Consider the following 19,101-nt stretch of genomic DNA (forward strand, 5'->3'; position numbering starts at 1 on the left):
GCGGGGGATTATTCCCAGTTACCGGTATTCTTTACTTCCTTCAGTGAGCCGATGCGGAGACCGGCATAGCCGTTGATGCGGGCTTCGGCGTCTTTGATCTTCGTCTTCAGACGCACCTGATCCTGGTCGCTGAGGTAGTCCGTAAACGGAACAGATGCTTGGAATACAGATACGTGGACAGTGTCTTGGCCGATCTCTTGTTCGATGCTGCCTACTTCCACGAGGATTTTCTTAGAAGCGAAGCCGGGAACATCCAATACGGTGGCGGGGTCCACATCCTTCAGAAGAGAGTCCTTGGCAGATACCCATACGGTGTCACGCTTGAGGAGACCTGCACGTGCAGCCTGCGCCTCGGTCATACCCTTGTCACGCATTTCGTCCGTGTATTCGCCTTGGGCATTTACATAGTAGAGACGACCGTTGGACAAGAATGCTACCAACTCATCGGCAGTGGCATAGTGACCATACATGCTCTCGAATGCAGCTTGGTAGTCGGCTACAGCTTTCAGTTTCTTCTGGATGGCCGATTCGCGTTCTTGCTGAACCTTGTCAAAGCGAACGGGCGTGTAGATGCTCATCACTGTGAGGTAAGCCAACACTGCAACTGCCACAATCGCCAAAATCTTGATTAAAGTCTTCATTGTTATCTTGTAGTTTTATTAGTATCCCAAATTCGTTATCCGAAACGGAAAGCCAAGCTACCGCCGCGCGAAGAAGTCTATGGTTTTCGCGCAAAGCAACTAACTTAGTCCCCGCAAATATACGATTTGTATAAAGATGAGCAATTGTTTGGCCGAGCAAATACGCAAAAATTTGCCTTTTACCCCCACCCGAAGTCAAGATTCTGCTATCGACAAGCTGGCAAACTTCTTCGCTGATAGGCGTCCCTATTCGGTTTTCTTGTTGCGCGGATATGCCGGTACGGGCAAAACACAGCTGATAGCAGCTGTGGTGAAAACGGTCCTAGAGCAGGGAGCCGACTGCGAACTACTGGCTCCAACCGGCAGGGCTGCCAAGGTCCTCACCGCTTATACCTGCCATCAGGCTTATACCATCCACAGACAGATCTACCAAGCCTCCGCAGCGGGGATAGAAGAAGGCGGTTCCTATCGCATTCGACGCAATGGAGCGGGGGGGACAGTCTTTATTGTGGACGAGTCGTCCATGATCGGGAACGAGAGCGCGGAACCTACGCCTTTCGGATCCGGCAGTCTGCTGAACGATCTGCTCTCCTATGTGAGCAATACGGATGGTTGCAGCCTCATCTTTGCCGGCGATGTGGCGCAGCTCCCACCTGTGGGGAGCGAGGTAAGCCCCGCCTTGGATGCACGGGTGATGGGTGATGCCTACGGATTACATATATATGAGTGCACGCTGATGGAGGTGGTGCGCCAGCAGGAGGAGTCCGCCATCTTGTCATTGGCGACGAGCCTGCGGCAGTTGCTGTCAGAGGGTGTGGGGGAGAAGATCAAGCTGCGAATCCCTGCGGTGGGGGATGTCTCTGCCATATCCGGAGCGGAGCTGATAGATGCGTTGGACACTTCCTATAGTGATGTGGGGCTGGCAGATACCATCGTGGTCAGCTATTCCAATAAACGTGCGCTGGCCTATAATCTGGGTATCAGAGGGCAGGTGCTCTACTATGAAGAGGAATTGGTGCGTGGTGACCGACTGGTGGTGACGCGGAACAACTATCACTACTGCGAACGGAAAGACAAGACGGACTTCGTGGCCAATGGCGAGATCGTAGAGGTCTTGCGCTTGGGCAAGCAATATGCTTTCTATGGATTCCGATTTGTGGATGCCACCCTCGCTCTCGTGGAGCAAGGTCGTGAGATAGAAGCTCGGCTGATACTCGATGGGCTGACGGGAGAGACCGCCGGACTGACTTCGGCGCAGCGGCAGAGCCTGTACGAAGCCGTGGCGGAGGATTATAGCTCGGTGGAGGGTTTGCCAGCTCGTCGCAAGGCTATCCGTGAGGACGCCTTCTTCTCGGCGTTGGAGGTCAAGTACGCCTATGCCGTCACCTGCCACAAGGCGCAGGGTGGGCAGTGGCGACACGTCTATATAGATATGGGGATGCTCAGCTACCTTCCGCATGACGAGCAGCTATGCCGCTGGCTCTATACGGCAGTGACACGAGCTTCGGAACGACTCTTCCTTGTCAATACACCACAGGATATGCTCTGATGTAGTCCGCCTCCTCGGAGACAACCCCTTACCATCGGTAATAGAGACCGATACTTACCAACTCATTTACCTGCAGATAGCTGCTCTTACCTTCGGGGAGTGACACGCTGTCGTCGTATCGCAGGTACATATATATACGTGTACTCAGCAGTCGGGTGAGGGAGAGATTGAGGGCATTCTCAAACTCTGCCACTGTGTTCCTATAAGTGGTGGTAGCATAGAGACGCGAGTGCCAACTCAGACGACTGTCGAAGTTCCAGACCAATTCGGTCTTGATGGCCGCACCGAATTGGTGTACGATGGTCTTGCCTTCGGGGAATCCGTGACGGGCCAAGTCAATATCTTCTCGGATAGACCACTTGAGGTTATAGGAGACGGGAGAAAGGAAGATGCCCATCTTCACAGAACGTCCATAGACGCGCTTGCTTTTCGTATCCAATTCGTACTTCATACCGATACCCGTATTATAGATCAAGGGAGCGAGGAAAGCCGATTGTATCTTCAGGCTGTTCTCGGCACGATTGGTCAGTAGCTGGGTGCGCATTTCGATATCGAATGAATAGTACCAGCCTTTGAAAGCATGGTAACCGTAGTTAGAGCGCAACCGGAATAGGTCCTCTGCCACGCTGTAGCGATTGACGGTGTCTTTCGCACCGTTGAAGATACTCAGACGGTTTTCCAATTCATTCTTCCACCGCACTTTGCCACGTCTGTATTCCCGGGTGATGAGGTTGGTGAACATGATGTTCAGGTTGCTCGATCCTCCTTTGTACCAGTTCTCGGATATATAGTTCTGAGAGAACTGCAGGGCGGTCTCCATCCCGAAGAACCAATAGCGTGGCTTGAGTGTAACGCCATGGATCTTGCCCGTGTTGAGCAACTGATCCGAAAGCTCTCCCCCGTCTATGGAAGGATCGCTATGTGGGCGGATATAGGAGTAGTCGGGGCCGTACGGCTCCAGTTGGGTGCGGCTATAGGAGAAGAGATCGAGTCTGCGGTATTGCAAGTTGGACAATACTCGGCGAGCCAACTCTACTTCTAACATTGCATCGCTCAAGTCCGGCACAGGGATGAGCGGCCGATGGGTGAGTGGCTCCAGACGTTGCGGAATGCTCGGCGTGGCGATCTTCCAGAGTCCGTCAGATAGCGGGGTGGTAGAGTTTTCTGCCACAAGCGGTAGGCGGAGGTAGTTCATCAGCAATCGCCCCGAGGCTACATGCATACTATCTGCCTCACTGAGCGGCATATCTGATTCTTGGGCTTTTATCTTAGACGCCAGCCCCAAGCTGCATATCAGAAGAAGGGTGAGGAAGTATCTTATTCTCATCATTCGCTTAATCTCTTTCTCTAATAACCAATTAGGACGCACAAAGTTATACTATTTTATGAAGGCCGTTGAGACGAACTTATATGTACACACGTAAGCGTATCATGCAAAACTATATCTATCAAGATATTGTTATCAAATAAATGGCCAGATGATAGTTATTTCGGCTAATTGAATAATAATAGGTGTAGTGCATCACTTCTATACCTCTCTGCTCTTCCTGTTGTTATGGCTGATGGAGAGTCGTTCGGCGGGTAAAGATTCGCTATTCGACAAGGTGAAGTTGCTGCCGCAATACTTCCTGCTGCTTTATACGATGGGGGCAACCCGGATACAATAAGATATTCGATGCCGCTTCGGTCATGGGCGGATATGAAAGGATGTTTGAGGGTAGTATTCTGTCGCAGATGCCTGGTGGCATACCACCTTTCATCTACTTCCTCGGGCTCATAGAATTGCTTGCTTTTGTGTTGTTGGCAGTGAGTTTGGTGAAGGGTGAGTTCTTGTCCGATCGCTCGAAGAGCTTCTATAAGTATGGCCTTCTCGTGATGACGGCTACTTTCACGATGCTCAGTTTTGCTTTGGGACTCTTGCTGGTTTCCCTGGTGCTGTTCAGCTCCTGATGTACGGCAGCTTCACTACGCTCATGTACGTTTATGCCGAGCGCAGAGAGGAACAAGCTATGCTTGTCGCTAAAGACAATAATGACGGGTGATAGTGATAATAACGGAAGAGCCCTGCAGGAAGATAGTCCTGCAGGGCTTTTTGGACTTAGAGAGGAGGCTTATTTCTCTTTTTGGTATTTGGTGACGAGTTCTTTTAATTTAGAAAGTATATCATCGAGGGGTATACCACTACGCTCGCTCATCATGGCAACGGTTGCTTTGGGGATGATGATGCGTGCTAGAGGGGAATTGAGCATTTTGAAAGCGGAGTTGATGTTCGGCAATTCTTCCCGTAACTGTGGATAGAATTTGAGCAAATCCTGCAAGCGGGTATCGGCCGTGAGCTCTGTAGCTGTGTCTATGTCTTCTCCTTCGGGAGGTGTATCGACAGGATTGGACGGTTCAGGTGTAGGGTTTTGTGACTCCGTTGACTTGGCTCCTTGGGTGTCGTTTGACCATGTGAGTAGCGTACGTGAGTCTTGAAGTTCGCGAATGCGGCTACAGTCTTGCATCATCTCGAGTACACCTCTGAATCGTCCATCTGCATCACGCACGGCTACGTAGTAAATGTAGATGAAGAGACCGGGTTTGTTGATCCAAAAGTCAACGCTATCCTGCTCGCCAGAACGAAACTTAGCGATAATCTCTTCTACGAGATGGACGCTGGTGCGTGGATGACAGTTCTTTACGTCTCGTCCGATAACATTCTTGCTGCGCGGGAAGACACGGTGATCGGTATCTGAATAGAAGCGGACAAGCTCGTTCTCATCTACGTAGGAGATATCGATGGGCAGGTGTTTGTATATGAGATTGATCTGTTCGAGGGTAAGCTTGCCTGTCGTAACATCAAGGAGCTGGTTAGTATTGTTTCCTCCCAGACCATACTTGAAAAGAAGAGCGGAAAGTTCAGAGGCGAAGCCATCGGGGACAGTTGTGGATTGCCTCTCAGTTTTGTTTGTATCCGGAGAGTCCTCTATACTGATCCATGCAAAACCAATCTCCAAGTCCCCTGAACGCATCTGATCGAATTCCTCGGGTGTAATCATTGCAAGGGAGGTGGGGTAGAGGACAGCTTCTTCCTTTTGTAGGAGATCTAGCACATCTGCTACGATTGTAGGTTGCATGGCCAAGAATTCCTCTTCTTTGTCTTCTTCAAGGAGCTTGCGGGCATCGCGTATCTCATCTCGCACGAAGTCATCGAGTAGCCACATTGTAGTTGTGGGACGATCAAAGCCTTTCTGTTCGAGTATGGAGTAGAGCTGATTTTGCTTGCGCGAAAGGTGAGTACGGAAGGCTGCGATTAGATCGTATAGTTCGAGCCACTGATTCTTGATGACAGGATATTGTACGAGGTCTTCGATGGCGAGCATGTGGCGACGCATCTCATCGTTCTCTCTGTAATAGCACATGATGGGATGGTCAATAGGAAGATCCGGACGACTGGTGTCCATCACTTCGGCAAAGAGATCGATCATTTCTTGGATGTTCTCCTTGCGACATTCGTCGTCTTCTATGGTTTTGAGTTCCTGCTCAGCCAATGCTATTTCGTAAGGACGTAGTGTGCCTACTTGCTCTCTAATACGGGCTCTGCCTTCTTCTAACGAAATCTCTCCTCGCTGGTATGCCTCTTTGATCTCAAGTACTTTGCCCAATTTCTCAATATCTGCATCTGGCAGATGTTTCTTCATGTCCATGATTTTACTGTCGATTGATGAGGTAAACGAAGAACTCACTCTCTTCGACGGCTTTTACGCCCACGCGCGCTTCGCCGGGGAAATGTAGGACGGTACCCGTGCTGAGGCGGTACGTCTCTGTTTCGTCGAGCGTGACCTCTACGGTTCCTGCCACTACGGTGAAGAAGACTTCTTGTCCTTTATGATCATGTGGGGGCACTTGCTCTCCGCTCTTCAGACGCAGGTGTACGAGCATGAGTTCTTTGTTGTTGATCACCTGGCCAAAGGCATTGATTTCCTGCCCGATGGGATGAGTTGGTTGTGTCATACTTTTTCTGTATTGATGTTTATAATCTGAAATGATCTCATTACCCACAAAGATAAGATAATCTGGTACATACGCAAGAGTCCGCATCGGCCAGCCGATACGGACTCTCATTGTTATTATGCTCTACTCACACAGGTTACGTGGAGACTATCCGTGTAGATTGTGGAGGAGAGGGGATTAGGAGAAGTTATTGCCGAATACTTCGCAAGCACCACAAAGGCTGGGCACGAGATTACGGTCGCCGAAGCCATTGTCTATACGAGCTACATTCAGCCAGAACTTATTGTCACGTAGGTACTCAAGCGGATAAGCTGCCTTCTCACGAGAGTAGGGGTGTGACCAGTCGTTGGCTGTCACTTCGTACTGCGGGTGGGGAGCATTCTTGAGTACATTGTCGGTAGCATCTTGTTCTCCGCGAGCCACTTCTTGGATTTCTTCCCAGATACAGTTCATTACGGCGATGAAGCGATCGAGTTCGGCGAGGCTTTCGCTCTCAGTAGGCTCAATCATCAACGTGCCGTGCACGGGGAAGGAGAGTGTGGGAGCGTGGTAGCCGAAGTCCATCAGACGCTTGGCGATGTCATTCTCGTCGATGCCACTTTCCTTGATCTTGCGGCATTCGAGGATCAACTCGTGTCCTACGCGGCCGGTAGCACCCGTATAGACGATACCGAAAGTATCCTTCAGTAGGTTGGCCATGTAGTTAGAGTTAAGGATCGCAGTGATCGTAGCGTTGCGCAGACCTTCGTAACCCATCATGCGGATGTAGGCATAAGTGATAGCCGCTACACCTGCACTGCCGAAAGGCGCAGCCGATACTTCGAGACCGTTATAGTCATCGCAGAGCGGATGCGAGGGCAGGAAGGGAGTCAGATGCTTAGCCACACAGATGGGACCTACGCCGGGGCCGCCACCACCGTGGGGGATGGCAAAGGTCTTGTGGAGGTTGAGGTGACATACGTCTGCACCGATATAACCCGGACTAGTCAGACCCACCTGTGCATTCATGTTGGCACCGTCCATATATACCTGCGCGCCACACTCGTGGATGCGGTTGCAGAGGTCGATGATATTGGTCTCGAATATACCGTGGGTACTCGGGTAAGTGATCATCATGGCGGCAATCTGATCCTTGTGCTGCTCAGTCTTTGCCATGAAGTCGTCCATATCCACGTTACCACGTTCGTCACAAGCCACCGTCACCGTGTCGTATCCGCATTGGATGGCGCTGGCGGGATTGGTTCCGTGTGCAGATGCCGGCAGGATCACGAGGTTACGGTGTCCCTGTCCGATGCTTTCCAGATAGGCGCGGATGGTCAAAAGACCAGCATATTCGCCCGATGCACCGGAATTAGGTTGCAGAGATGTTGCATCGAATCCGGTGATAACCGCCAGATAACGTTCGAGGCTTTGGAGCATCTCGAGGTATCCTTCCGTCTGATCCTTCGGAGCATAGGGGTGGATAGCACCAAACTGCGGCATGGAGAGCGTGGTCAGCTCCGATGCGGCATTGAGCTTCATCGTACAAGAACCCAGCGGAATCATCGAATGGGCGAGGGAGATGTCCTTACGCTCCAGACGTTTGATGTAACGCATGAGTTCTGTCTCGGTATGGTAGTTATTGAAAACGTCGTAGTTGAGGAAGTTGGATGTACGAGCCAAAGCTGCGTCGAAATAACGCTTGTCCGAAGCAACATCTTCCGTGATCGTCTCTTCCTTGCCGAGTACAGAGGAGAAGATGTAGAGGAGAACGCCGAGGTCGGAGGGCAACGTAGTCTCGTCGAGACTGATAATGATGCTGCCATCGCTCGGATAGAAGAAATTCACGCTGCACTCTTCTGCCACTTCGCGGATTTGTTCTGCGCTGACGCCTGCGGGCAATTCGATGCGGAGAGTATCGAAGAAGTCCTTGTTCGTCTGCTTATAACCGAGCTTCGTGAGCTTTTCGCTGATGAAGCCTGCATAAGCATGCACGCGGCCGGCAATGTGGCGCAAGCCGTCAGCACCGTGATACACCGCATAGAAGCTGCTCATTGTAGCCAACAGAGCCTGAGCGGTACAGATGTTGGACGTAGCTTTTTCGCGCTTGATGTGTTGCTCACGTGTCTGCAGTGCCAGACGGTAAGCGGGGCGGCCGTATGCGTCCTTGGATACACCGATGATACGACCGGGGATATTACGCTTGTAGTCCATGCTTGTGGACAAGAAACCTGCAGACGGTCCGCCGTAATACATGGGGATACCAAAGCGTTGAGCAGAGCCGAATACGATGTCCGCTCCCATCTCTCCCGGAGGTGTCATGATGGTCATGCTTAGGAGATCGGCGGCTACAGCTACCTTGGCTCCCGCAGCATGAGCTGCTTCGATGAATGCCTTATAGTTGTTAGCTGTACCCTCAGCATTGGGGAACTGCACGATGGCTGCGAATACTTCGGGCGTGAACTGGAAAGTCTTGTAGTCGCCCACTACGAGTTTCATACCCTGAGGGATGATACGTGTGCGGATAACTTCGAGCGTAGAGCGGAATACTTTCTCATCTACGAAGAGCACATTGGCACCGGCCTTGGCCTGAGCACGTGAGCGAGTGTCGAACAACATACGCGCTGCTTCTGCACCGGCCGTCGCTTCGTCGAGGAGCGAACAGTTAGTCAGGGGCAAGCCGGTGAGTTCGGTGATCACCGTCTGGAAGTTGAAGAGAGCCTCCAATCGACCTTGCGATACCTCGGCCTGATAAGGCGTGTAAGAGGTGTACCATGCAGCATTCTCCAGTACGTTGCGTTGGATGGGTGCCGGCGTAACGGTGTCGTACCAGCCCTGTCCGATGTAGGAAGTGAAGATCTTGTTCTTAGAACCCAGTTCAAGGAAATGCTCGAGCATCTCGCGCTCGGTCATGGCCTCGGGCAGATCGAGGGGTTCCGACATGAGGATGTTACCGGGGATTGTCTCGCGGATCAGTTGTTCCGTGGACGTTACGCCAATGGTCCGGAGCATGACGTCGAGGTCCTGCTCTGCAATACCGATGTGGCGGTTTTCAAATTTGTTTGTGTTCATTATTCTAATCGAGATAAGGGTTATTTGATCGTTCGTAACCTATGGTAGATGTAGGCCCATGTCCCGGGTACACTACCGTATCGTCGGGGAGCGGGAATAGCTCGGTGCGGATGCTCTTTTTGAGTCGTTCGTAGCTGCCGCCCCATAAGTCGGTGCGCCCTACATCGCCGGCGAAGAGGGCATCGCCTGTGAATACTGCTCCGGCTTGCGGACAGTAGAATGCCAAGTGTCCGGGAGAATGGCCCGGGACGAAGAGTGCCTGTATGGTGACGTCGCCCAAAGTGAGCACGTCGCCGGCCTCTATGTATTGCACCTCTGGTTCATCCATCGTGCCACCCATGCCGAAAGCTCCCAACTGGACGGCAGGCGATGGCATCTCTTCCACCTCGGCGCGGTGCGCCCTTACGGGCAGATCGAAAGCCTTGGCTGCAAAGCCGTTGCCCCATGCGTGGTCGAAGTGCAGGTGCGTATTGAGCAGTAGCTGCACGTTTAGTTGCTCTGCCTCCACGAAGCGTAGGAGTTCCTCCTCTTCACGTCGATCCATGCAGCCGCAGTCGATGATGGCGGCTTCGCCCGTGCTATTGTAGAGGATATAGGTATTCTCGGCTACCGAGTTGAAGGTGAATGTTTTTACTTTCGTTCTTGTCATAGCGGTATATAGACCACTTTTTTTGTCTTGAAATAGTCTTCTTCGAAGGCCGGCCACAGGTCTTCGACCATCGCCTTGTGTCGGAAGGGGAGTACTTCGTGCTGGAGCTCACCCCCTTTGAGGCAAATGAGGCCGTTCGGCAGGGCGTTCTGCTGGCTGTCGTGACGGATGAGTTTGCTGCTGATCTTGGCCAGTTCGCTCAGCTTCATCACTGCACGGCTCACCACAAAGTCGTATTTCTCTCCTATGCTTTCGGCCCTGCAGTGTATCGTGCGCACGTTGTCCAGTCCGAGAGCTTCGGCCACTGCTGTGGCTACCTTCACTTTCTTGCCGATGCTGTCCACCAGCAAGAAAGACACTTCGGGGTAGAGTACCGCCAGCGGTATGCCGGGGAATCCGCCGCCTGTGCCTAAATCTAATACAGTCGTACCCGCCCTAAAGTTCAGTATTCGGGCAATGCCCAGCGAGTGAAGCACGTGATGGGGGTAGAGATTGTCGATGTCTTTGCGAGAGATAACGTTAATCTGCGCGTTCCATTCGGCGTATAATGCGCCCATCTGCCTGAACTGCTCTCGTTGGCGTTCGGACAGATGGGGAAAGTATTTGTCGATGATTTCGGCTCCTGCCGATTGGGGCTGTAGCTCTCCGGAGGTCTCCGGCGATGTGGTCATTTGCATACGGGGTGAGGAGGAGTGACTAAGGGATGTAGCGTTTGAGCGGTGAGTCGTCTCGCAACAGAGGAGCCAGGACGTCATAACCCAGACGCACATAGACCGCACCTCGGGCGTAAGCTGCAATCTGGTATTCGTTGAAGCAGTAGGTGAGTCCCTTGTCGTCAGCCATGAAGTTGCCATTGGGCTGGATCTCCTCGGCGTTGAAGAAGCCTATGGCATCCAGTTCCGAGGGCGAACTCTTACCGAAGTCGCGTACCAGTTGCTCCACGATGAGCGCAGAGAGGCGTTCCGTGTAATCACCCTTGAATATATCTCTTTCCTCGAGCACCTTGCCTGATGAGCGTAGTACGTTGGCAAATCGGACTGTATTCTCGGGATGTGCACCACCTTCATACGTATATATATTGATCCGAGTGGCTACCATGCCCGTATCGCAATAGGCGATGGTATTTTCTATCTTGTACACGTAGTCCAGCAGGTCGGCCGGCAATCCTTGCAGGCTGGCCTCGGCGTTGTTGGAGCGATAGTCTTCTCCCAACACGCGTACGAACCCTTCCATAGCGTTCACGGGCGAGGGGGCATCCATAAGGCTGTCGCCGAAGAGCAGACCATTGAATATCTCGGTTAGGACTTTGTCCTCGGATGGATAGACGTACTTGATAATCACTTGCAGAGCCGGTCTGTCTGTATCCGTGCGCAGGGGAATGTATTGTTCCAGATGTGCGGAGTCAAAGGCCAGAAGTTCCGCCTCGGCGCCTTTCTTACGATCACAGCCCATGGCGATGGCCAGGGAGAGCGGGAAGAGTAGCAGTAGTGCGAGTCGCATATATTTAGTCATAATGCCGGAGGATAATACGAGTAGGTTCATTCTTTCTTGCCACAAATTTACGCAATTCATTCGGAAAACTCCTTTTTTTACGCGCCATAATCCGCGAAGAACACGCGCATAATTTTTCGGGAAATGGCGCCATTTCCCGAAAAATTATGCGCCAAAACAAAAAAGAAATGGTGCGTCTTTTCCATCGGAATTGGCGCGCATTTCTATCAGATTATGGCGCGGTTTTTTTGGCGATTGCCGAAGAAAATGGTTACTTTTGCTTCGAGAAGTCGCCCGTTTCGGACCCGACATCCTTATACTCCCACATAATGAATAGGTTGATATCTCACATAGAGCGCAGCATCAGCATGCATAAGTGTGTCGTGGTGCCGAGCCTTGGCGGTTTTGTGGCCGAGCTGTTGCCGGCGCGTTACGACCGCGAGGACCATCTCATCTATCCGCCGAAAGAAGAACTTCGTTTCAATGCCGCCCTCTCAGTCCGAGACGGTATTTTGGAGGATAGCTACGCGCGTGCCTATGGTATTTCGCACCGTCGTGCCCGCGTGATGCTGGACGATGATGTGCGTGCGCTGCGTGCCGAGTTGGTACGTTCCGGCCGCGTGAGCCTCGAAAAAATGGGTGAGTTGACGCTCAACCCCGAGGGACAGATTAGCTATTCGCACCGCGGACGCTCCGATGAGAGCTCCGGATTCTCCTACGGTTTGGTGCCATGCTCGCTGCCCCGTCTGGCAGCTCTACCCGCCGAAGTGGCCGAGTCGCAGCCCGAGGTGGTACGTCTGCACCCTGAGGGCAAGGGCGATTACTTCTATCTGAGGATTCACAAGCGCTCGGGTATGGCTGTTGCTGCCGTGTTGCTGCTCGCAGCTCTCCTTGTCGTTCCCTGGGGACAGATCTCTTCTTCCGACAAGTTTGCCGCCAGCTTCGTCCCCACGGAGCTCACCGCCCACCGTGTCTGGGCTGATACGGAGGTGCAACCCGTGTGGGTGGACGTCCCCAAGCAAGTGCAGCCGAGCTCTGCTACCGCAGCCGAGTCCGAACCTATCGCCACAGCTGCTCCTGCAACGATGCCTAATGTGCTGGCCACCGATGTGGCAGAAGGCGGAGTGCCCGTCATGCACGAACCAGTGGGTTCCAAATACTACTACGTGGTCGTAGCCACATTCTCCTCCGCCACCAAGGCGCGTGAGTACTATCGCTCCCATGTGGACAAGGCTACGCTGCCCAATGCGCTGGTGCTGCTGAGCCGTAACAAGGCGCGTATCTATGCCGATCGGTTCGCCACGACGGATGAAGCACAGGCCTATATCCGCACCATGCGGGACAAAAACAGTCTCTTTGCCGACGCTTGGGTATATGCAGGCCGATGAGAAAATAACATTGCGATATTCGCCCACAGAGTCGGCGCGCCTTATAAAAGAAGAGGCGCGCCGACTTGGTTTTAGCGCCTGTGGGTTTGCCGAGGCCGAGGCTCTGCCGCCTGCGGTCGTCGGCACCTACGAGCGATTCCTTTCTGAGGGACGGCATGGGGAGATGGACTATCTGGAGCGCAATAGGGAGCTGCGTTATGCTCCTGCCGCGCTCCTCCCCGGTACGCGGACGGTTATCTCCGTTGCACTGAACTATTTCCCCAAGACCAAGCAATCGCCTTCCGCTCCTCAGATTGCCTACTATGCCTATGGCAAGGACTATCATCGGGTGGTGAAGCGGCTGCTTGACCAGCTACTGGACTATATCCGTCGGGAGATTTGCCCCGAGGTCACGGGGCGTTCGTTCAGTGACTCTGCCCCCATTGCCGAGCGTTATTGGGCTTGTCGTGCCGGTATTGGTTGGGTGGGACGCAGCGGTATGCTTGTCCTGCCGGAGGGAGGCACCTTCTTCTTCTTGGGCGAATTGCTCGTGGACATTCCGTTGCCGTCCGACGGCCCGATGATGTCGCGGTGCGGATCGTGCAGACGCTGCATCGAGAGCTGTCCCACGGGGGCTATATCCGAGGCAGGGTTCGACTCCCGTTTGTGCGTAAGCTACCTGACGATAGAGCACGCGGGGGAGATCCCGAAGTCGCTGGCAGAGAAGCTTGGCAATCGCTTCTACGGCTGCGACAGTTGCCAGCTCTGTTGCCCGTGGAATCGCTATGCCCACCCCTCCGAAGTAGAAGCCTTCACTCCACGTGAAGCTCTGCTCTCGTTCAATCGTGAAGATCTGGCCACTTTGGACGAAGACTCCTACCGACACTTCTTCGGCGGCTCAGCCATGAAGCGGGCGGGACTTGACGGACTGTTGCGCAACGCCCGTGCCCTGCGACACGCTGCCACCGAGGACGAAGAGACGCCGTCGTAGATCGCCGATCCCTCTGCCTCGAAGTTCTGTCGCTTTCCTGCCATCTTCTTCCAACTCTGCCTGCTATACCTATTTTAATAAGGTGTTGATTTTTATGCTTGGTTGTTGATAACTCGGCTCAGAATGGTGCTCTGGTTTGTTCCAAAATCCATTCCTTTGTACCCGCGTCTCGACTGAGTGGCTTTGCATCCTCCACGGGTTGGGAACACATTGTTTTATAAACATATATCATCATGAAACTAAATTCTCGAAACACTTCGTCACGGGAGGAGGTATTCCCGTTTCGTGTCCATCGTGTCAAGGAAGTAGCCGTGCGCTATTTCCCGCATCTCACCCCCAATTCCGGTACGCGTGCCCTGCGGAGGATCATCTATGGGGATCAAGAACTCCTCTGTACGCTTAGAGAACATGGCTATGCATCGGGACAACGTTCGTTCACGCCCGCGATGCTCAATGTCCTCACGGCTTATCTGGGTACGCCCGAAGAGTTTAGCCCCTGAGCCTCTGCGCAGATACAAGTAGTCCCTTAAAAGAATGTGCCATAGTCGCTCTTTGCAACTATGGCACGTCCTTATTATAACATGTGAGGGGGGGACGCTCAATGGCGGTAGCTCGATATGCTGTGGATGATGGCGGCAACGTTCTCCGGTGGAGTCGCCCAAGAGGTGACAAGACGGATCGCGGAGCTGTCCGGCGATACGCTTTGCCATACGTAAAAGTCGTATTCGGTGCTCAGCTTCTCGATCAGGCTATTGGGCAGGATCGGGAAAATCTGATTGGTCTGCGATGGGTAGAGGAAAGAATAGCTGCAGGCAGCGATGCCGGCGCTTAGCTCGGCGGCCATTCTATTGGCGTGGGTTGCCAGTTCATAGAAGAGTCCGTTGCGGAAGAGGGTGGCAAACTGGATGCCGAGGATGCGCCCCTTGGCGAGCATGGCTCCGCGCTGTTTGATCTGGAAGAGAAAGGCATTGTCAGGACGGCGACTGGTGAAAACGATGGCTTCCCCGAGCAAAGCTCCGTTCTTCGTGCCGCCGATATAGAAAGCATCGACCAGCGCAGCTATCTCGCGGAGGGAGGGATTGTCTTCGCCCGAGGCCGTAACAGCCGAGCCGATACGTGCTCCGTCGAGATAGAGTAGGAGCCCGTGGGCACGACAGAAGGCCGAGAGTTCCGATAGTTCGCGACGGGAATAGAGCGTGCCGAACTCCGTCGATTGGGAGATGTACACCATGGCGGGCTTCACCATGTGCTCGTCGGTATGATGCGTGAGGACTGCGAGGATGTCGTCCGTGGTGAGTTTGCCAAGGGGCGTCGGCACCGTGCACACCTTGTGTCCGGTGCTTTCGATGGCGCCGGTTTCGTGTACATTGATATGGCCCGACGCTGCTGCGATGACAGCTTCGTGCGGACGCAGCAAGTGACTGATCACAAGAAGATTGGTTTGCGTGCCTCCCGAAACGAAATATATGTCGGCTTCGGGCAGATCGCACTCGCGGCGGATCATTGCACGCGCCTCTTCGCAATAGGCATCGTAGCCATATCCTTCTTGCGGGACGAGGTTGGTTTCGCTCAATGCGCTTAGTATGGCGGGGTGTGCACCCTCGGAATAATCATTTTTGAAGCTGATCTTTGACATATTTGATGTTGTAATGGGAGGAACTCTCGCGGGAGTTCAGACGATGAATAGTTCGGATATGATGCTGTCGGACAGGAAGATGCCGCGCTCGGTGAGTCGTATTCTCCCGTCTTCTTGCTTGACAAGGAGACCGTTGCGGACGAAGGGGGCAACGGCTTGCAGACATTCTTCGGCACGTTTCGCCCCGAAGCGTTCTTCTATGAGGGAGATGGGCAAGCCTTGGGCGGTGCGTAGGCGAGTCATCAGTGTCTCGTTGTATCGTTCGTTGGCGGAGAGGATTTCTTTCGAATAGGGAGCCTCTCCCTCTGCAATAGCTGCCAGATAGCGACGAAGATCGGCCACGTTGGCACGTCGGGTACACTTGCCATCGAAGCTGTGAGCAGAGGGGCCGAGACCGAGAAAGGGAGCATCGTTCCAATAAGAACTGTTGTGACGTGAATGCCGATTGGGGCGGGCGAAGTTGGATATTTCGTAGTGCTCGTATCCGGCTTCGGTCAGCTGCTCGCGCAGCATACAGAAGAACTCCAAGCTGACGTCCTCCTCTACTTCCCGAATCTTGCCCGTGCGGAGCATACGTGTGAGGGAGGTACCCTCTTCGTATATCAGATGATAGGCCGAGATATGGGGTGGGGCGATCGAGCAAATGGCGGTGATATTGTCTTGCCACCGCGCAGGTGTTTGCTCGGGCAGGCCGTAGATGAGGTCGATACTTAGGTTGGTGAGTCCCACGTGGCGGCAGTGATCCACGGCTTCGTACACCTGTCGGCTGCTGTGACGTCGGTTGAGAAAGAGCAGATCTTCGTCTCGAAAGCTCTGCGCCCCCATACTGATTCTGTTGATGGGTAGGGCAGCTATCTCTTGTGTATAGGCCTGAGTCAGATCATCGGGATTGGCCTCCAGCGTTATCTCTGCATCCGATGAGAGGGGGAAAAGACGACATGCCTCGTCCAAGATATGCTCCAACTCTCGTGGTGAAAGGAGCGAAGGTGTGCCTCCTCCGAAATAGATAGTGCCGACGGGGTCGGTGATTTCTCCTCGTCGGAGGTGCATCTCGCGGATCAAAGCTTCGACATAGTCGGAGAGCAACGCGCTGTCGGTCTGCGAGTAGAAGTCGCAATACGAACAGCGCGTGGCACAGAAAGGAATATGAATGTAGAGTCCTGTCACCGGATTTCCATGCTGGTGGGTGCAGATGCAGGGCCGGCTACGTGAAGTCTGTCCACTGCCTGCAGGCGCACTTCGATGCGTTTTGCTCCTTTGATGAGGGCATGGGACAGTATATAGGTGCCTTCGTCGATGCCGTCTGCGGCGAGCTTGTCTTCGATCTTATCCGCCGAATCGAATTTCCTTACGAAGAGACGGTAGTGTACAGCGGAAGTCTCTCCTGCTGTTTTGTTCCATCTAACTTCTATCTGTCCGTCGGGACGACGTGTCAGTCGTGGTGCTTCTGCCGTCTTGGGTAGGACGGATCCCTTCCGATGTACGGGCATGGGTACTACGTCTTCGGCGAATCGCTCTCTGATAATCTGCGGCAAGCCGTTGCTCTCGTGGCGTATTTGTTCCTCACGGAAGAAGCATACACCTGCAAAACCAAGACTGCGAGCCGAATCGATCTGGTCGGCGATGACTTTCGGAGGCCAGTTGCTATTGTCCACAACACGGTAGGTGGCGAGTCCCGGTACGATCGGTAGTGTGGGCAGTTGCGCTTTCCAATCTTCGAGAAAAGGGTAGAAAAGATCGTCGCGGTAGTACATCATCGGTACGAGGAAGTCCACAGTTCCCTCACGAGCCCAGACCACAGGATCCTGATATACACCTTCGTACGCTGTCCAGTTGCCACCGCGCACGCCGGCAAGCTGACGTAAGCGTCCCAACGTGGCGACGCTGACGCTCACCCACGGCGTCTTCTCTGTGGCAGCCTGATGGACGTCCGCCATCAGATCCGATAGGTTGCGGCGGCGCCAAGTCTCCAAACTCATGCTTCCTCCAAACCGTTTGTGAGTAGCGGCATCAGCAAAACTCTTGGCCTTTTCGGGGTAGCGCATGTAGTCAAGATGGATGCCATCGACGGGATATTTGTTCACAATCTCGCTAACGATGGAGGCAAAGTATTTTCGTGCTTCGGGTACACCCGGATTGAGATACCAAAGATTATTGTGTCGCACACACCATTCGGGGTGTTGGTTCTTGACCGATTTGCTGCCGAGCGAACGGATGTGTCGATCCGGTCCCAGAGGCGTAACGACCAACCATGCGTGGAACGCGAGGCCGCGTTTGTGGCACTCTTTGAGCGCAAAGTCCAGCGGATCGTAATCCGGTCTGCCTGTCCCTGTGAACACAGTCGACTGGGGTTCGATGGCAGAAGGGTAGATTACGTCGCCTCGATGGCGTACTTGGAAGAAAACGGTGTTGAACTTTTCGCGCTGAAGGCGGTCGAGAATACGACAAAGTTCGTCCTTCTGTCTGCGTATAGCCTCGGCAGTGTTTGCAGCGCGTTGCGGCCAGTCCAGTCCGTATATGGTCGTGAGCCATACACCACGCATCTCTTCCTTAGCAGGACTTACCCACGGCTTCACAGGCGGGGCAGTCGCTACCGTATCCTCCTTGGAAGGGAGAACAATGACACGCGGAGCAATCTTCTTAGTGCCACAGCCTGTGATCAGGAGGGTGAAGAGGACTGTCAAAGAGACGATGGAGCGACTAATCCTCATACTTGATATTGTCGATGAGACGAACCTCGCCACAGAATACGGTGATGCATCCGACGGCATAGTCGGTGTCCTCCCAGTTGCGGATGGACTGCAGGGTGTGTCCGTCCACAATTTCGAAGTACTCCACGCGCAGATGGGGCAGGGCAGAGAGTTCGCGTGTCACCCACTGTATTACCATTTCGGGCGTGTGTGCAGGTCTTAGTTCGCGGCTCTGCTTGAGGATGCGGGAGATGGCAGGTGCGATGGTGCGTTCTTCCTTGCTGAGACGTGCATTGCGACTGCTGAGAGCCAGCCCATCCTCTTCGCGTATGATGGGGCATGCTACGATCTCCACGGGGAGGGACAGAAGGCGTACCATGCTGCGGATGACGGCTATCTGCTGGAAGTCTTTCTCCCCAAAGTACGCTTTGTGCGGCTCTACCATCTCAAATAGTTTGCTCACCACCTGAGCCACGCCGTTGAAGTGTCCGGGACGATGCTTGCCTTCCATTACTTCTGCTACGCTGCCAAGGTCGAATGTACGGGTGTCCGGCTCGGGATAGACTTCCTCCACCGTGGGCATGAAGACGGCATGACAGCCGGCTGCGGACAGCATGGCAGCGTCAGCCTCCGGCGTGCGTGGGTAACAAGCCAGGTCGCGACTGTCGTTGAACTGAGTGGGATTGACGAATACGCTGGCCACGCAGAGGTCACATTCGGCTACGGCACGCTCAATCAGACTGATGTGGCCTCGGTGCAATGCTCCCATTGTGGGGACGAAGCCTATGGTTTTTCCGTCGGCATGAGCTTCAGACACGAAGCTCTTGAGGGCGGCAACGGTGTTGAATATCTCCATTTCGATCTTCTTTTTTTTCTGGGTTGTTAGTATAGTCTATACAAAGGAACAGAATTATTTGTGATTATGCTTGCGCCTTTCTCTGTATCCTTCATGGACAAATCTCTGTCCCTCCACCTCTCTTTCTTCGAATGCAACATACATTTCTCTTTTAATAGGCCTTCTCGGAAGATAGGCATTGCGTTAT

General features: G+C 53.4%; 18 protein-coding genes. 6 read left to right on the forward strand and 12 right to left on the reverse strand.

The window, feature by feature from the left end:
* Positions 1-8: 8 nt before the first annotated feature.
* On the reverse strand, positions 9-641 hold the full coding sequence (locus tag C7382_RS03315) for a hypothetical protein (RefSeq protein ID WP_116678896.1): 633 nt from the start codon (positions 639-641) through the stop codon (positions 9-11).
* A 136-nt stretch (positions 642-777) separates the two neighbouring features.
* Here C7382_RS03315 and C7382_RS03320 point away from each other — a divergent pair, with 136 nt between their 5' ends.
* Complete coding sequence (locus C7382_RS03320; protein WP_116678897.1) at positions 778-2,190, forward strand: ATP-dependent DNA helicase; 1,413 nt, start codon at positions 778-780, stop codon at positions 2,188-2,190.
* 28 nt (positions 2,191-2,218) lie between these two features.
* Here C7382_RS03320 and C7382_RS03325 read toward each other — a convergent pair whose 3' ends face one another.
* Positions 2,219-3,520 carry a DUF3078 domain-containing protein gene (locus C7382_RS03325; RefSeq protein ID WP_243405644.1) on the reverse strand — a complete coding sequence of 434 codons (1,302 nt, stop codon included), beginning with the start codon at positions 3,518-3,520 and terminating at the stop codon, positions 2,219-2,221.
* A 187-nt stretch (positions 3,521-3,707) separates the two neighbouring features.
* Here C7382_RS03325 and C7382_RS10060 point away from each other — a divergent pair, with 187 nt between their 5' ends.
* Together C7382_RS10060 and C7382_RS03330 are read left to right on the forward strand one after the other, a co-directional pair.
* Positions 3,708-3,857, forward strand: coding sequence for a hypothetical protein (locus C7382_RS10060; protein WP_165815115.1), 150 nt, complete (start codon positions 3,708-3,710; stop codon positions 3,855-3,857).
* A 40-nt stretch (positions 3,858-3,897) separates the two neighbouring features.
* Positions 3,898-4,140, forward strand: coding sequence for a hypothetical protein (locus C7382_RS03330; RefSeq protein WP_116678898.1), 243 nt, complete (start codon positions 3,898-3,900; stop codon positions 4,138-4,140).
* 161 nt (positions 4,141-4,301) lie between these two features.
* On the opposite strand, the gene C7382_RS03335 is transcribed toward C7382_RS03330, so the two are convergent.
* From C7382_RS03335 to C7382_RS03360, 6 genes are all read right to left on the reverse strand, one after another.
* Entirely contained in the window at positions 4,302-5,876 is a 1,575-nt protein-coding gene (locus tag C7382_RS03335) for a PAS domain-containing protein (protein ID WP_116678899.1), read from the reverse strand.
* A 4-nt stretch (positions 5,877-5,880) separates the two neighbouring features.
* Positions 5,881-6,183: a cupin domain-containing protein gene (locus C7382_RS03340; RefSeq protein WP_116678935.1), complete on the reverse strand. Its 303-nt coding sequence runs from the start codon at positions 6,181-6,183 to the stop codon at positions 5,881-5,883.
* Between the two features lie 177 nt (positions 6,184-6,360).
* Positions 6,361-9,234 carry an aminomethyl-transferring glycine dehydrogenase gene (gene gcvP / locus C7382_RS03345; protein ID WP_116678900.1) on the reverse strand — a complete coding sequence of 958 codons (2,874 nt, stop codon included), beginning with the start codon at positions 9,232-9,234 and terminating at the stop codon, positions 6,361-6,363.
* Positions 9,235-9,238: 4 nt separating this feature from the next.
* Positions 9,239-9,883, reverse strand: coding sequence for an MBL fold metallo-hydrolase (locus C7382_RS03350; protein ID WP_116678901.1), 645 nt, complete (start codon positions 9,881-9,883; stop codon positions 9,239-9,241).
* Positions 9,880-10,554: a 16S rRNA (guanine(527)-N(7))-methyltransferase RsmG gene (rsmG, locus tag C7382_RS03355; RefSeq protein ID WP_116678902.1), complete on the reverse strand. Its 675-nt coding sequence runs from the start codon at positions 10,552-10,554 to the stop codon at positions 9,880-9,882. Before rsmG ends, C7382_RS03350 begins: the two co-directional genes overlap by 4 nt.
* 25 nt (positions 10,555-10,579) lie before the next feature.
* Entirely contained in the window at positions 10,580-11,425 is an 846-nt protein-coding gene (locus C7382_RS03360) for an RsiV family protein (protein WP_243405645.1), read from the reverse strand.
* 278 nt (positions 11,426-11,703) lie between these two features.
* On the opposite strand from C7382_RS03360, the gene C7382_RS03365 reads away from it, so the two are divergent.
* From C7382_RS03365 to C7382_RS03375, 3 genes are all read left to right on the forward strand, one after another.
* Positions 11,704-12,762 carry an HU domain-containing protein gene (locus C7382_RS03365; protein WP_116678936.1) on the forward strand — a complete coding sequence of 353 codons (1,059 nt, stop codon included), beginning with the start codon at positions 11,704-11,706 and terminating at the stop codon, positions 12,760-12,762.
* Positions 12,749-13,732 (forward strand): tRNA epoxyqueuosine(34) reductase QueG, encoded by a 984-nt coding sequence (gene queG, locus C7382_RS03370; RefSeq protein WP_116678904.1) that lies wholly within the window; start codon positions 12,749-12,751, stop codon positions 13,730-13,732. Before C7382_RS03365 ends, queG begins: the two co-directional genes overlap by 14 nt.
* Positions 13,733-13,965: 233 nt before the next feature.
* Positions 13,966-14,232 carry a DUF4248 domain-containing protein gene (locus C7382_RS03375; RefSeq protein WP_116678905.1) on the forward strand — a complete coding sequence of 89 codons (267 nt, stop codon included), beginning with the start codon at positions 13,966-13,968 and terminating at the stop codon, positions 14,230-14,232.
* Between the two features lie 98 nt (positions 14,233-14,330).
* On the opposite strand, the gene C7382_RS03380 is transcribed toward C7382_RS03375, so the two are convergent.
* The 4 genes from C7382_RS03380 to panC are packed head-to-tail and all read right to left on the reverse strand — an operon-like array spanning position 14,331 to position 18,914.
* Positions 14,331-15,368 (reverse strand): threonine aldolase family protein, encoded by a 1,038-nt coding sequence (locus C7382_RS03380; protein ID WP_116678906.1) that lies wholly within the window; start codon positions 15,366-15,368, stop codon positions 14,331-14,333.
* 36 nt (positions 15,369-15,404) lie between these two features.
* Positions 15,405-16,535, reverse strand: coding sequence for a radical SAM family heme chaperone HemW (hemW, locus tag C7382_RS03385; RefSeq protein ID WP_116678907.1), 1,131 nt, complete (start codon positions 16,533-16,535; stop codon positions 15,405-15,407).
* Positions 16,532-18,079 (reverse strand): glycoside hydrolase family 10 protein, encoded by a 1,548-nt coding sequence (locus tag C7382_RS03390; protein WP_116678908.1) that lies wholly within the window; start codon positions 18,077-18,079, stop codon positions 16,532-16,534. Before C7382_RS03390 ends, hemW begins: the two co-directional genes overlap by 4 nt.
* Positions 18,069-18,914 (reverse strand): pantoate--beta-alanine ligase, encoded by an 846-nt coding sequence (gene panC / locus C7382_RS03395; RefSeq protein ID WP_116678909.1) that lies wholly within the window; start codon positions 18,912-18,914, stop codon positions 18,069-18,071. The genes C7382_RS03390 and panC overlap by 11 nt, the downstream gene beginning before the upstream one ends.
* Positions 18,915-19,101 lie beyond the last annotated feature (187 nt).

This window comes from Porphyromonas loveana (assembly GCF_003096695.1).
In the GTDB taxonomy this organism is placed as follows: domain Bacteria; phylum Bacteroidota; class Bacteroidia; order Bacteroidales; family Porphyromonadaceae; genus Porphyromonas; species Porphyromonas loveana.